This is a genomic window from Paraburkholderia sp. RAU2J (assembly GCF_003634845.1).
GTDB lineage: Bacteria > Pseudomonadota > Gammaproteobacteria > Burkholderiales > Burkholderiaceae > Paraburkholderia > Paraburkholderia fynbosensis.
This window is the reverse complement of the sequence record NZ_RBXG01000002.1, coordinates 2,790,560-2,803,889: the sequence shown is the minus strand read 5'-3', so window position 1 is coordinate 2,803,889 and position 13,330 is coordinate 2,790,560. Positions and strand designations below refer to the sequence as shown.

At 65.5% G+C, this 13,330-nt stretch carries 13 protein-coding genes; 9 read left to right on the top strand and 4 right to left on the bottom strand.

Annotation, left to right across the window (positions count from 1 at the left end):
* Positions 1–37 precede the first annotated feature (37 nt).
* On the bottom strand, positions 38–1,072 hold the full coding sequence (locus B0G69_RS30115; RefSeq protein WP_121323537.1) for a VTT domain-containing protein: 1,035 nt from the start codon (positions 1,070–1,072) through the stop codon (positions 38–40).
* Between the two features lie 335 nt (positions 1,073–1,407).
* Here B0G69_RS30115 and B0G69_RS30110 point away from each other — a divergent pair, with 335 nt between their 5' ends.
* Positions 1,408–2,313 (top strand): DMT family transporter, encoded by a 906-nt coding sequence (locus B0G69_RS30110; RefSeq protein ID WP_121323536.1) that lies wholly within the window; start codon positions 1,408–1,410, stop codon positions 2,311–2,313.
* Positions 2,314–2,352: 39 nt separating this feature from the next.
* On the opposite strand, the gene folE is transcribed toward B0G69_RS30110, so the two are convergent.
* Together folE and B0G69_RS30100 are read right to left on the bottom strand one after the other, a co-directional pair.
* Positions 2,353–2,985, bottom strand: coding sequence for a GTP cyclohydrolase I FolE (gene folE, locus B0G69_RS30105; RefSeq protein ID WP_121323535.1), 633 nt, complete (start codon positions 2,983–2,985; stop codon positions 2,353–2,355).
* A gap of 177 nt (positions 2,986–3,162) precedes the next feature.
* Positions 3,163–4,092 carry a LysR family transcriptional regulator gene (locus tag B0G69_RS30100; protein ID WP_121323534.1) on the bottom strand — a complete coding sequence of 310 codons (930 nt, stop codon included), beginning with the start codon at positions 4,090–4,092 and terminating at the stop codon, positions 3,163–3,165.
* A 457-nt stretch (positions 4,093–4,549) separates the two neighbouring features.
* Here B0G69_RS30100 and B0G69_RS30095 point away from each other — a divergent pair, with 457 nt between their 5' ends.
* From B0G69_RS30095 to pcaC, 5 genes are all read left to right on the top strand, one after another.
* The gene (locus B0G69_RS30095; protein ID WP_121323533.1) at positions 4,550–5,257 is read left to right on the top strand and encodes a 3-oxoacid CoA-transferase subunit A; all 708 of its coding nucleotides are present in this window, start codon (positions 4,550–4,552) and stop codon (positions 5,255–5,257) included.
* Between the two features lie 14 nt (positions 5,258–5,271).
* Entirely contained in the window at positions 5,272–5,931 is a 660-nt protein-coding gene (locus tag B0G69_RS30090; protein ID WP_121323532.1) for a 3-oxoacid CoA-transferase subunit B, read from the top strand.
* 353 nt (positions 5,932–6,284) lie between these two features.
* A complete protein-coding gene (locus B0G69_RS30085; RefSeq protein WP_121323531.1) occupies positions 6,285–7,664 on the top strand; it encodes a 3-carboxy-cis,cis-muconate cycloisomerase in 1,380 nt (459 codons plus the stop codon).
* A 5-nt stretch (positions 7,665–7,669) separates the two neighbouring features.
* Positions 7,670–8,461, top strand: a complete 792-nt coding sequence (gene pcaD / locus B0G69_RS30080) for a 3-oxoadipate enol-lactonase (RefSeq protein ID WP_121323530.1) — start codon at positions 7,670–7,672, stop codon at positions 8,459–8,461.
* Complete coding sequence (pcaC, locus tag B0G69_RS30075; protein WP_121323529.1) at positions 8,458–8,862, top strand: 4-carboxymuconolactone decarboxylase; 405 nt, start codon at positions 8,458–8,460, stop codon at positions 8,860–8,862. The genes pcaD and pcaC overlap by 4 nt, the downstream gene beginning before the upstream one ends.
* A gap of 199 nt (positions 8,863–9,061) precedes the next feature.
* Here pcaC and B0G69_RS30070 read toward each other — a convergent pair whose 3' ends face one another.
* A complete protein-coding gene (locus B0G69_RS30070) occupies positions 9,062–9,721 on the bottom strand; it encodes a TetR family transcriptional regulator (RefSeq protein ID WP_121323528.1) in 660 nt (219 codons plus the stop codon).
* Positions 9,722–10,104: 383 nt separating this feature from the next.
* Here B0G69_RS30070 and B0G69_RS30065 point away from each other — a divergent pair, with 383 nt between their 5' ends.
* The 3 genes from B0G69_RS30065 to B0G69_RS30055 are packed head-to-tail and all read left to right on the top strand — an operon-like array spanning position 10,105 to position 13,285.
* Complete coding sequence (locus B0G69_RS30065; RefSeq protein WP_121323527.1) at positions 10,105–11,709, top strand: 6-hydroxynicotinate reductase; 1,605 nt, start codon at positions 10,105–10,107, stop codon at positions 11,707–11,709.
* A 47-nt stretch (positions 11,710–11,756) separates the two neighbouring features.
* Complete coding sequence (locus tag B0G69_RS30060) at positions 11,757–12,719, top strand: UPF0280 family protein (RefSeq protein ID WP_121323526.1); 963 nt, start codon at positions 11,757–11,759, stop codon at positions 12,717–12,719.
* Complete coding sequence (locus tag B0G69_RS30055; protein ID WP_121323525.1) at positions 12,695–13,285, top strand: amino acid synthesis family protein; 591 nt, start codon at positions 12,695–12,697, stop codon at positions 13,283–13,285. Before B0G69_RS30060 ends, B0G69_RS30055 begins: the two co-directional genes overlap by 25 nt.
* The last annotated feature ends 45 nt before the right edge of the window (positions 13,286–13,330 follow it).

Here is a 13,330-nt window from a genome sequence, read left to right as displayed (position 1 = left end):
CGCGTGGCTGGAGACGCCGCTTACCGTTGCATGCCCTTCACGTCCCCGCACTACTGCGCGGCGCAAACCCGCGCAGCGTGATCGCACCACGCGCGTCGCCGCGTGGCGGCGGCGCGCGTTTGCCGATACCGGGTTCGTCAGCTGGCGTAAGCGCTTCGACGGGAAAGCCGCGCCGCTGCCACGCATCGAGCCCGCCACGCAGCGCGCGAATGCGCGTGTAGCCGTTGCTGCGCATGCGCTGCGTGACCTCGACGGCGGTCGCGCTATCCGGGCAGATGCAGTAAATCACTATGTCATGCGCGCGCAGCGCGCCGTCGATCTGCTCGGGCGAGTGGGGGTCGAGCGCCAGCGCGCCGGGAATGCGGCGCGGCTCGAACGCGGGCGTGTCCGGGCGCGCATCGAGCACGAGCGACGGCGCGATGCGGCGCCATCCTCCGGCGGCGCGTTGTGCCGATGTGGCGTCCGCAAGCTGGCGCCGTTCGCGGCGTCGCTGGTACAGACGGTAGAGCAGAAAAATCAGCGCCACGCCCACGAGAATATCCACGATCGTCCCGCCGCGCGACTCGACGAAGTCGCGCAGCATGTGCAGCTCCCGTTGCGCGGCGGCGCCGCCGAGCAGCCAGAACGTCGCCCAGGCGAGCGCGCTGGCCAGATCCCAGACCGCGTAAATGCGAATGTCGACGGCGGTCGTGCCCATCAGCGGCGGCGTGATGAAGCCGAGCCCCGGGACGAACTTCGAGATCGACACGAGCGGGACGCCGAAGCGCTCGAACAGCGAGCGTGCGGTCTCGACTCTGAGATCGACCGCGGGAGACAGGCGGCCGAGCATCGCGAGCAGCTTGCGGCCATAAAGGCGGCCGGCGGTGAACCAGGCGCCGTCGCCGAGTACCGCGCCGAACACCGCCGCGCCGAGAATCGGCCAGAAGGACAGGGTGCCGGCAGCGATTGCCGACCCCGCGAACAGCAGCACGGGAACCGCCGGGATCGGCACGCCGAGGCGTGTCAGCAGGACATTGAGGAATACGACTGCGCCGCCCCAGGTTGACACCGCCGAAGACGGAAAGGCTACCAATTGAGGCGCTCCTATTAGTGCGGTTGGCCGGCGTGCTGCGCGGACTGCGTAGCGTAGATGCAAAGTACGTTCCCGATGCGTCCTCTGCTCAGGATACCCGATGGATTGCGTGGCGGAAGGCCGTCGGCAGCGGCCTCCCGGTTCCGCCCCGGCACGCTCTGCGTGGGGCGGCACGCGGGCAGCGCGAGCTTGCCGCCATCGTTCGAACGCGATCGGCCACGGGCGCGTGCCGGGCCCGTCAGCCCAAGGCGGCTCTGCAATTTCGTTCAAGACTGTGGGCGCCAGTCCACCTAATCTGGGCGCGTCGCAACCTTCTCAACCGACAGGACAACACCATGAACTCGCGCTACGCGGGATACCTGTTTTGCGCGCTGGCGATGCTCGGCGTCGGCAGCACGGTGGTGGTCAGCAAGGCGATCGCGGCCGGATTGCCGCCGTTTAGCGCAACCGCGCTGCGCTTCGCGATTGCGTTTCCGTTGTTCGTGCTGATCATGCGCTGGCGCGGCGTGCGCTGGCCGCGCCTCGACCGGCGCGATACCTTGCTCGTGATCGCGCAGGCCGGCGCGGGCAGCGTCGGCTATACGGTGCTGCTCATCAGCGGGATGAGGCTCGCGTCGGCCGCCGATGCCGGTGTGATCGCCGGTACCTTGCCCGCTGTATCGGCGGGCGTCGCGATGCTTGCACTCGGCGAGCGTCCCGCGCCTGCGCTGCTCGGCGCGATCGTTCTCGCGACCGCGGGTGTGCTGGTGTGTACCGTGCCTGGCGGTGAGCTCGCCGCGCCGCATGCGGGCGGCTCGCTGACGGGCAACGCGCTGGTGTTCGCGGCGGTGGTCTGCGAGGCGCTGTTTATCCTGCTCAACCGCAAGCTGCGCACGCCGGTCGCGCCGCTGCCACTGTCGGCGCTGATGTGCGGGATCGGCCTCGCGGTGGCGCTGGTGCCGGCCTGCTTCGAAACGCCGTGGCGTGCGCCCGTCGATGCGCACGCGCTGCGCGGCGTGCTCTATTACGCGCTCGTTCCGACCGTGCTGGGCTTCTTGCTTTGGTATGCGGGCGCCGCGCGCATCAGCGGCGCGGAAGCCGGACTGACGACGGCGCTCGTGCCGGTAAGCGCAGTGGCGTTCGCCGCGCTCGTGCTGCGCGAGCCGGTGGGTGCGGCGCAACTGGCGGGCGTCGCGTGCGTGCTGGGCGCGGTGCTGCTTGCCACGTTCGGCCGCAGGCGCATGCCGCGCGGCATGACGTGAGCGGCCACGCGTTCGGCCGTTGCGGCTACGCCGCCGCGCTCAGGTATTGGCGACCGCCACCGCGCCCGGATTGCCGACGATCGACAGAAATTCGCGCCGCGTGGACGGGTCCGTGCGAAACGTGCCGAGCATGCGCGACGTGACCATCGTGACGCCGGCCTTGTGCACACCGCGCGTCGACATGCACTGATGCGCGGCTTCGAGGATCACGCCGACGCCCGACGGTTGAAGTACTTCGTTCAACGTATCGGCGATCTGCACCGTCATCTTTTCCTGGATCTGCAGCCGCTTCGCGAACGCATCGACGAGGCGCGCCAGCTTCGAGATGCCGACCACCCGATGCTGCGGCAGATACGCGACGTGCGCGCGCCCGATGATCGGCACCATGTGGTGTTCGCAATAGCTTTCGAAGCGGATGTCTTTCAGCACGATCATTTCGTCGTAGCCGTCCACTTCGGAAAAAGTGCGGGCAAGGAGCTCGCGCGGGTCGACCTGGTAGCCCGCGTAGAACTCCTCATAGGAGCGCACTACACGCGCCGGGGTGTCGAGCAGGCCTTCGCGTTGCGGATCGTCGCCGGCCCAGCGCAACAGCACGCGCACGGCGGCTTCCGCCTCGTCGCGGCTCGGGCGTTCCACTGCGGATTGGGTCTTGTTTTCGTTGCTGCTGGTCATGCGTTGCTCCTCCGGGATCGCGCGTCGACGCTCACGGGCGCGCGGGGTCAATGAGTGCGGCCATTGTTCCATGTTTTGCGTTCAGTCGTGCCGATGTCCCTTTCGCTGTCGGGGCGCGCCGGCGGCGACCGCCGTTGCCGCGAAGCAGGCCCTAAGCGGGGTTGCTGCGGGAGCGCTTCACTTCGGCCACTCGTCCATCGCGTCGTTGAAGAGTTCGGCGACCACGCCGCGCAGCCAGCTCAAGCGCGGATCGTTATGAAACTTGCGATGCCAGTGCTGGCGCAGATCGAAGCGCGGCAACGGCAGCGGCGGCTCGACCAGCGTGATCGACGCATGCTCGGACACATACGCGAAGCCGATCGCGTGCGGCACCGTCGCGAGCAGATCGCTGCGCGCGAGGATGAACGGCAGGCTCATGAAGTGCGGCGTTTCGAGCACCGCACGGCGCTTGATGCGCTTCTTCTCCAGATACTGTTCGAGGACTTCCTGGCTGCGGCCCTCGGCGCGTACGACTGCATGGCCCGACGCCACGTATTGGGCGAGCGTGAGCGGCGCCTTCGAAAGCGGATGGCCCGAGCGCATCAGGCAGATGAACCGGTGGGTGAAGAGCCGCTGCTGAAAGAAGTTATTGCCGGCCAGATCCGGGAAATAGCCGACCGCGAGATCGACGTCTCCCGATTCGAGCCCGCGTTCCACCTGCGAGGGCGACAGCGTCACCGAGCGCAGATTCGCGGACGGCGCGCGTTCGGCGAACAGTTGCAGAAGCCGCGGCAGGAAGACGATTTCGCCGACGTCGGACAGCGCGATCGAAAAGGTGTGGGTGCTGGTGGCGGGATCGAACTCCTGCACGTCGAGCATGCCTTTCTCGATGCGCAGCAGCGCGTCGCGCGCGGCGGGCAGGATCGCGAGCGCGCGCGGCGTGGGCTCCATGCCTTTGGACGTGCGCACGAACAGCGGGTCGTCGAAGTATTCGCGCAGGCGGCCCAGCGCGGTGCTCACGCGCGGCTGGCTGACGCCGAGCTGCTCGGCGGCGCGGCTCACGTTGCGGGCGTCTTCCATCGCGACCAGATAGGGGATCAGGTTCAAATCCAGATGTGTCTCGGACATGCTTTTATGGGCGTGTGGTGCTGGGAGTGGCGCTGGCGGGCGGCTATCTGTCTTTTGCATAAAGGGTAGTTGAAAAATCGCCTTGGAGGATAGTGCGATTTTGCTTTTGCCTCTGCGCCCGGCGGCGCGACGAGGGGCGACCGTGAGCTTACGCCTTGCCGGTGCGATACCTCGCCGAGTCCAATGAACCCGCCCATATCGCGGACAAGAACCTATGATTAAGGGGATTTCCCTGCCTTGACAAGCCGCCCGAAGGACAACCATAATCGCCTGAGCGTTCGCTAAGCGAATCCATGTTCACACAACGAACAAATCGGCAGTGAACCAACCAAAGGCGCCAGCCCGCATCCCTATCGGCGAGCCGCCGCCAGCATTTGGCCCGGAGACCGTCCCGCAAGCCCTGCCATTCCAAGGCGGCCAGCTCGGCGGCACGCAGCGCCCCAAAAGGAAATTCGACATGATCAACAAGATTTTCGAGTCACTTCAATCGGCCGTCGCCGATGTCCACGACGGCGCGACCGTCATGATCGGCGGCTTCGGCACGGCCGGCATGCCGTCGGAGCTGATCGATGCGCTCATCGAGCAGGGCGCGCGCGATCTCACCATCGTCAACAACAATGCGGGCAACGGCGACATCGGCCTCGCGGCGCTGCTCAAGGCGAAGCGCGTGCGCAAGATCATCTGCTCGTTCCCGCGCCAGACCGACTCGTACGTGTTCGACGCGCTGTATCGCGCGGGAGAGATCGAACTCGAACTGGTGCCGCAAGGCAACCTCGCGGAACGCATCCGTGCGGCGGGCGCGGGCATCGGCGGTTTCTTCACGCCCACCGCTTACGGCACCAAGCTCGCCGAAGGCAAGGAAACCCGTCTGATCGACGGCAAGCATTACGTGCTGGAGTCGCCGCTGCATGCGGACTTCGCGCTGATCAAGGCGTATAAGGGCGACCGCTGGGGCAACCTGGTCTATCGCAAGACCGCGCGCAACTTCGGCCCGATCATGGCGAGCGCGGCGAAAGCCGCGATCGTGCAGGTGTCGCAAGTGGTGCCGCTCGGCGCGCTCGACCCGGAAAACATCGTGACGCCGGGCATTTTCGTGCAACGCGTGATTGAAGTGCCGCAAGCGGCACACGCGCCGACGCCCAATCCTCACGACGCTGCCGCCTGAACCGGAGACCCGACATGAAAAAACTGACCCGCGATGAAATGGCCAAGCGCGTTGCGCTGGACATCCCCGAAGGCGCTTACGTGAACCTCGGCATCGGCGTGCCGACGCTGGTGGCCAACCACCTCGGCGCCGATAAGGAAATCTTCCTGCACAGCGAAAACGGCCTGCTCGGCATGGGCCCCGCGCCCGCCAAGGGCGAGGAAGACGACGAACTGATCAACGCCGGCAAGCAGCACGTCACGCTGCTCACGGGCGGCGCTTACTTCCATCACGCGGATTCGTTCGCGATGATGCGCGGCGGCCATCTGGACTTCTGCGTGCTCGGCGCGTTCCAGGTGTCGGCCAAGGGCGACCTGGCGAACTGGCACACCGGCGCGCCCGACGCGATTCCGGCGGTCGGCGGCGCGATGGATCTGGCGATCGGCGCGAAGCAGGTCTACGTGATGATGGAGCACCTCACCAAGCAGGGCGAAAGCAAAATCGCCGCGGAGTGCACGTATCCGGTGACGGGTGTGGCTTGCGTCGACCGCATCTACACGGACCTCGCGATGATCGACGTCACCGAGCAGGGGCTCGTGGTGCGCGAGATCTTCTCGGACATCGATTTCGATGCACTGCACAAGCTGACCGGCGTGCCGCTGATCGACGGCACGCAAGCGGCTCGCGCGGCCTGACGCGAAACGCGTGGGCGTTGTGCGCCTTGAGCTGTCCGCGCGCCACCACGTTGAGTGAGCGGCAACGCACCGGCTCGACGCGGCGCACGGCGTCTCAGGGTGACGCCAGGTGGGGGTGAGTCATGAGCCTCATCCCCGCCGGCATGCCAACCTGAACGACATGTCGGCCGCGTTTGGCGCACAATACGCCGCAACGCTGCGTGCGCGAGGTTGTCTACAGTGCATGCGGCGCTGAGCGGTATGCGCCGCGTTGAGCCTCGACTCGACGCTTGCGTCCAACGCAGCGTGTCGCGGCGCGTTCGGCAAGCCGCGCCCAATCTTCATTCCCGATTCCCTCGACTCTCGACGTCATCATGCTCGACTCCAGCGCCCGTCTAACCGGCCTTCTTTGCGGCACACAGCCGATGAACGACATCTGGGCGCCGCGTGCGACGCTGCAACGGATGCTCGACGTGGAAGCGGCGCTCGCGCGCGCATCGGCCGCGCATCAGGTGATTCCCCAATCCGCCGTGGCCGCGATCGAAGCGGCCTGCCAGGCCGACCAGCTCGACGCCGACGCGCTTGCGCGCGACGCCGCGCTCGGCGGCAACCTCGCCATTCCGCTCGTCAAACAACTCACCGCGCGCGTCAAGGCGGCCGACGCCGAAGCATCGAAATATGTGCACTGGGGCGCGACGAGCCAGGACATCATCGACACGGCGACGGTGCTGCAATTGCGCGACACCTTCGATCTGCTCGACAATGGTCTGCAAACCACCTGCGACGCCGTGGCGACACTCGCGGCGGCGCATCGCGCGACGCCGATGATCGGCCGCACCTGGTTGCAGCAGGCGCTGCCCATCACGCTCGGTCTGAAATTCGCGCAATGGCTCGACGCGCTGCTGCGTCATCGCGAGCGGCTCGACGCGCTGCGCGCTCGCGTGCTGGTGCTGCAATTCGGCGGCGCGGCGGGCACGCTCGCGAGTCTGCGCGATGCCGCGCCGCAAGTCACGCAGTCGCTCGCGAAAGAACTCGGCCTGGCCGTCCCCACTTTGCCGTGGCACACGCAGCGCGACCGCATTGCCGAAACCGCGTCGTTGTTCGGCATGCTGATCGGCACGCTCGGCAAGATAGCGCGTGACATCTCGCTGCAGATGCAAACCGAAATCGACGAACTCGCCGAGCCTGCCGCGGCCGGCAAAGGCGGTTCGTCGACGATGCCGCACAAACGCAACCCGGTCGGTTGCGCGGCCGTGCTAACCGCTGCCACGCGCGCGCCGGGGCTGGTCGCCACGGTGTTCGCCGGCATGGTCCAGGAACACGAGCGCGCGCTCGGCGGCTGGCAAGCCGAGTGGGACGCGCTGCCGGACCTCGCGCGCCTTGCGGGCGGGGCGCTCGCCAATATCCAGCAGATCGCGGCCGGGTTGAACGTGAACGTGCCGCGCCTCGCCGCGAATCTCGACGTCACGCACGGCCTGATTCTCGGCGAGGCCGTGATGCTTGCGCTCGGCGACAACATCGGCCGGCTCGACGCGCATCATCTGGTCGAACGCGCATCGAAGGCCGCGATCCGCGACGGGCAGACGCTCTTCGAGGTGCTCGCCGCCGACGCCGCCGTCACCGCCCATCTTCCGCTCGAGCGCCTGAAGCAGCTGCTCGACCCCGCTCAATACGTCGGCCAGGCGCACGCTTATGTGGACGCCGCGCTGGCACTTCACACCTCGCGCGCTGAGCGCGCCCATTCCAAGGAGTAACCGGCATGCCCTACGCCGCAGTCAACGGCACCGAGCTTCACTATCGAATCGACGGCGACCGTCACGGCAAGGCGCCGTGGATCGTGTTGTCGAATTCGCTCGGCAGCGATTTGTCCATGTGGACGCCGCAAGTCGCGGCGCTGTCCAAACATTTCCGCGTGCTGCGCTACGACACGCGCGGTCACGGCCATTCGGAAGCGCCGAAGGGTCCGTACACGATCGACCAGTTGACCGGCGACGTGCTCGGCCTGATGGATACGCTGAAAATCGCCCGCGCGAATTTCTGCGGACTGTCGATGGGCGGGCTGACCGGCGTGGCATTGGCCGCGCGTCACGGCGACCGCTTCGAACGTGTCGTGCTCTGCAACACGGCCGCGCGCATCGGTTCGCCGGAAGTCTGGGTGCCGCGCGCCGCGAAGGCTCGCAGCGAAGGCATGCTCGCGCTGGCTGATGCGGTGCTGCCGCGCTGGTTCACGGCCGACTACTTCGACCGCGAACCGGTCGTGCTGGCGATGATTCGCGACGTGTTCGTGCATACGGACAAAGAGGGCTATGCATCGAATTGCGATGCGATCGACGCAACCGATCTGCGCCCTGAAACGGCCGGCATCAAGGTGCCGACGCTGGTGATCAGCGGCACGCACGATCTGGCCGCGACGCCCGCGCAAGGCCGCGAACTCGCGCAGTCGATCCCCGGCGCGCGTTATGTCGAACTGAACGCCTCGCATATTTCAAACATCGAGAAGGCCGACGCTTTCACGAAGACCGTGCTCGACTTCCTGACGGAGACGAAATGAACGACGAAGACCGCTACGAAGCCGGCCTCGGCGTACGTCGCGCGGTGTTGGGCAGCGCGCACGTCGATCGCTCGCTTGCGAACCGCACCGAGCTGACTGAGGAGTTCCAGAATTTCATCACCCGCTATGCGTGGGGCGAAATCTGGACGCGTGACGGCTTGCCGCGTCATACGCGCAGCCTGCTGACCATCGCAATGATGGTCGCGCTCAATCGCAGCGAAGAACTCGCGCTGCACCTGCGCGCCGCGAAGAACAATGGCGTGACGCGCGAGCAGATCAAGGAAGTGCTGCTGCAAACCGCGATCTATTGCGGCGTGCCGGCAGCCAATTCGGCGTTTCACCTCGCGGACAAACTGTTCCGCGAGGATGACGCAGCGGCGGCGGGCGACGTGAAGTCGTAAAGCGGATTGTTACGTCGTGGTGAGAAACGCGCGCCGTTCATCGGCGCGCTTAATGATGGTCACTTCCAACCCTCTTATATGCGGAACAATGTGACCGCGGATGCGTCAGGCAATTTGCCGACGCAGACAAATCCCGTGGACACTTCCAGCTAAACCTACGACGAGTTTGGCCGACCTGTGCGTCTTGTCGTAAGTGGTATCAACGGTACGACACCGCCCGCAACACCGTATCCTTGATAACTTCGCGCCAATGTTCGAGCGCCGCTTTTTCCATCAACGGCTCGCCGAGAAACGCGCCCAGGGTGTACTGATTGGCGTTATAAAAATAGCCGAGCGACGCGATCATCAGGTACACGTCGCGCGCTTTGATATCCGCGCGAAAAACGTTTTGCGCATGGCCCGCATCCAATAACTTTTGCACGACGGAAATCGCGTAGCCCGAAATTTCCTTGAGCTTCAGCGATTTTTTCGCATGCTTGCCCTGGTGCAGGTTTTCGCTCGACAGCAGCGTGACGAACTCGGGATGATCGAGGTAGTACTGCCAGACGAATTCGACCATCTGTTCGAGGCCGTGCACCGGATCGTCCAGATCGAGATCGAGTTTGCTTTCGGCTTCGTTGAATTGCGTGTAGATCGTTTCCAGTACTTCGACGAACAGTTGCTCCTTGCTGCCGAAGTAGTAATAGATCATGCGGTCGTGCGAGCGCGCAGCCTTCGAAATACTTTCGACGCGGCCGCTGGCATAGCCCTGTTTCGCGAACACCTTGATGGCCGCTTTCAGGATCTTGGCGCGCGTGTCTTGCGCCTGTTTCGCGCGGATGCCGGTGGCGCCCGGCTTGCGGGCGGCGGTGGGACTCATGGTGGTCTCGAATCTCGTTGTTGGCGTCAGTCGAACTGCATGCGCGCGAGCCGTGCGGACCCGCTCCCCGGACACGGCGCATTTCCATCATAGGCCCGCTTTGGCCGCCGAAGCACGTGCTGCGCATTCCCGTGCATCGGCGTAGATTGAAGCGTGATTCGCATGCTGATGCCGCTTTGCAGCATTCGCCACCCCAACCGGAAACTCGTTGCACACTCAATTTTGATCGAGTAGATTTCAATCAAGTTTGGTGTAGAAGATACTACATGAACGGTGAGTGACCGCAACATGAAAATAGGCGAGTCACACGAAAGTCCCCTGAAACAAGGGTGATTCGAAGCCGGGCAGGACCGCTTGTAATGTCGTCGTATGGGAACCCCACCATGACAGAACATACGAAGGTCGATTTCGGTGCGGACGGTGTCGATGGCGAAACCGCGTCGACGCCCGGTCCGACCGTGCTCGAGAAGGCGGCGCCGCGCAGCGAGCGCATGGCGTCGAACAAGATCGAATGCAATGCGTGCCCGGTGCTGTGCCAGATCTCCGAAGGACGCACCGGCGCGTGCGATCGTTATGCGAATGCGGACGGGCGGCTGATTCGCGTCGATCCCGTCGTGTTTCTCGCTCGCTCGCCATCCACTGACGAAGCGGGTCAAAAGCAGGAAGCTGCGGTCGAGTTCGGCGGATCGCCCGCCGCGCATGATGCCGCCGCCGAACAGGCGCTGTTCGTGACGGGCGTCGGCGCTTCGTCCACCTATCCCGACTACAAGCCCGCGCCTTTCATCGTCGCCTCGAAACTCGACGACGTCGATATGATCACCGTCGTCACCGAAGGCATTTTCAGCTACTGCAGCTTCAAGGTGAAGATCGACACGGACCGCTTTCTCGGGCCGGAGCAATCGAACGTGCGTTGCCACGGCGAGATTGTCGGGCACGTGAGCACGGCGGAGTACGGCTCGCAGATGCTAAGTCTCGGCGGCGTGCATCATCTGACCGGCGGCAGCAAGAAGGAAGGCCGCGTGACCTGCGACATGATGCTCGCGCTCGGCAACAAGCAAGCGGTGGAGCTGAGCATCGACGGCGGCGCGAGTCTTGTGATTCGCGCGGGCGCGGCGCCGGTGGTCGACGGCGTGGAGGAGCAGCGCATGCGCGTAGGTTGCGGCTCCGCGACCATCGGCATCTTCGCGAAGCAATGGTTCGGTCATGCCGATGAAGTGGTGGTCGTGGACGATCACATTACGGGCGTGCTCACCGAACACCAGGCGGGCCGATGTCTCGGCATGACACGTTCGGGTCTGAAGATTCGCGGACGCAAATCGACGCCCGGCCGCTACTTTCAGGTGGCGAATCCGGGCACGGGCTGGGGCGGCACCGACATTCAGGACCCGCTCGCGATCGTCGAAGGCTTCGATCCGGCCGTTGCGAAACCGGGTCTGCGTTTGCTGATGGTGTCGACCACCGGCGAACACGCACAATGGTACGAACTCGACGAGGATCTCGTGCCGCGCATCGCACCGATGCCGGACGCGGTGCGCCGCACGGTCGAGCGCATTGGCGAGAACTGCGAGCCGTCGCTCGCCACCGTGCTGTTTCTCGGCGGCGCGGGCGGCAGTCTGCGCGCGGGTGCGACCGAGAACCCGGTGCTGCTCACACGGGCGATCAAACAGAAGCAGGTGAACGTGACCTGTGGTGGCGCCCCGGCCTATGTATGGCCTGGCGGCGGCATCACGGTGATGGTGGATGTCTCGCGCATGCCCGACCATTCGTTCGGCACGGTGCCGACGCCCGCGATCGTCGCGCCGATCGAATTCACGATGACGTATGACGCGTATCGCGACCTCGGCGGCCATCTCGACGCGGTGCGCTCATTGGAGAGTGTTCTCGCGAACGGGCCGTACCATACAGACGGAGCGCCGCTCTCGCGCCGCACGCTGGCGCGCCATCCCGACAATCCGTGGCCGCCCGCGATGCCGCCGATGCTCGGCTAACGGCGCGAATCACACGAACCCGCTCACACGAGAACGCGATCCATCCGATGACCCCTACCCGCACCCGGCTCGATGCACGCCGCTGGCATTGGCAGCATGGGCCGATCGATCTGATCCTCGGCGCGGACGGCGAGCCCGCGGCGGTGCAGGTCGCGTATCAGGCGTGCTGGGCGCGTTTCATCGACGTGTTGTCCGAGCTGGTCGGCGAATTGAAGCTGCTTCGGCAGCCCATACACATCGATGACGCACTGAACGACACCGTATTGCATGGCCCGGTTGCGCGCCGTATGTGGTCCGCGTGCCACCCTCATCGCGCGAAGTACATCACGCCGATGGCGGCCGTGGCGGGCAGCGTCGCCGATGAACTGATCGCGGCGTTTGCACGTGAAGGCATCGCGCGCGCGTTCATCAACAATGGCGGCGACATCGCGCTTTATCTGGCTCAAGGCCAGCAGTACCGCGTCGGCGTATTCGCCGATCTCGCGAACTGCTCGGGGGCACCTCTCTCGCGCGAGCACGCGCTCGACGCGGAACTGACGCTCGACGCCGGCCTGCCAGTGCGCGGCGTCGCGACCAGCGGCTGGCGCGGCCGCAGCTTCAGTCTCGGCATCGCCGACAGCGTGACCGTGCTCGCTCGCAACGCCGCCACCGCCGACGCCGCCGCGACGATGATCGCCAATGCCGTGAATCTGGACGATGAACTGGCGCACGGCCCGGCACACGTGGGAATCGTGCGTCGTCCTGCTTCGTCGCTGAAAGACGATAGCGACCTCGGCGACAAACTCGTCACCGTCGACGTCCCCGCATTGCCGCCGGCGCTGATCGACCTCGCGCTCGCGCGCGGTGTGGAGGCCGCGCAGCATCTGCGAGTGCAAGGCTTGATCGAAGGCGCCGCGCTGTTCCTGCAAGGGCGGGCGCGCGTTGCCGGGATTCACGAGACCGGCGCGTGGCTCACGTCGCGCGCGCCTACAACAACGGAGGCTCCGTGTTCGAAATACGCCGCGTGCTGACGCACGTCGAAGATATCTTCCACGAGTTCGGCCCCGCGCCTGCGCAGCCGCTCAGGCGCGGCGCGATTGCCGCGGTGATGACGAACCCGTTCGTGGGCCGTTACGAAGCGAACATCCAGCACGCGATGGAAGTGCTCAAGCCGATCGGCTTCGATATGGCGCAGCGGCTGCTGGCGGCGATGGATGTGCCGCATGCGTCGATCGAAAGTTACGGCAAGGGCGCGATTGTCGGCTCGCGGGGCGAACTCGAGCATGGCGCGCTGTGGCATGTGCCCGGCGGCTATGCGATGCGCGAGTTGCTGGAGAAGAACGGCGTGCCGACCAACGCCATCGTGCCGTCGACGAAAAAGGTCGGCGCACCGTCCACCGCGCTCGACGTGCCGCTCACGCACGTCAACGCGAGCTACGTGCGCAGCCATTTCGATGCGATCGAAGTGCGCGTGCCCGGCGCGCCCGCCGCGGACGAACTGGTCTACATCCTAGTGATGAGCACCGGGCAGCGCGTGCATGCGCGCGTCGGCGGTCTCGCGAAAGAGGCGATCGTGGGCCAGGACGGTTTGCGCTGAAGCATTGCATCCACACAGCGAAACGCCGCAATATCGAAACTCGGA

Excerpts from the sequence above, each read along its gene's own strand:
- B0G69_RS30110 (WP_121323536.1), top strand. The coding sequence starts at position 1,408 with ATGAACTCGCGCTACGCGGGATACCTGTTTTGCGCGCTGGCGATGCTC.
- folE (WP_121323535.1), bottom strand. The coding sequence starts at position 2,985 with ATGACCAGCAGCAACGAAAACAAGACCCAATCCGCAGTGGAACGCCCG.
- B0G69_RS30100 (WP_121323534.1), bottom strand. The coding sequence starts at position 4,092 with ATGTCCGAGACACATCTGGATTTGAACCTGATCCCCTATCTGGTCGCG.
- B0G69_RS30095 (WP_121323533.1), top strand. The coding sequence starts at position 4,550 with ATGATCAACAAGATTTTCGAGTCACTTCAATCGGCCGTCGCCGATGTC.
- B0G69_RS30090 (WP_121323532.1), top strand. The coding sequence starts at position 5,272 with ATGAAAAAACTGACCCGCGATGAAATGGCCAAGCGCGTTGCGCTGGAC.
- B0G69_RS30085 (WP_121323531.1), top strand. The coding sequence starts at position 6,285 with ATGCTCGACTCCAGCGCCCGTCTAACCGGCCTTCTTTGCGGCACACAG.
- pcaD (WP_121323530.1), top strand. The coding sequence starts at position 7,670 with ATGCCCTACGCCGCAGTCAACGGCACCGAGCTTCACTATCGAATCGAC.
- pcaC (WP_121323529.1), top strand. The coding sequence starts at position 8,458 with ATGAACGACGAAGACCGCTACGAAGCCGGCCTCGGCGTACGTCGCGCG.
- B0G69_RS30070 (WP_121323528.1), bottom strand. The coding sequence starts at position 9,721 with ATGAGTCCCACCGCCGCCCGCAAGCCGGGCGCCACCGGCATCCGCGCG.
- B0G69_RS30065 (WP_121323527.1), top strand. The coding sequence starts at position 10,105 with ATGACAGAACATACGAAGGTCGATTTCGGTGCGGACGGTGTCGATGGC.
- B0G69_RS30060 (WP_121323526.1), top strand. The coding sequence starts at position 11,757 with ATGACCCCTACCCGCACCCGGCTCGATGCACGCCGCTGGCATTGGCAG.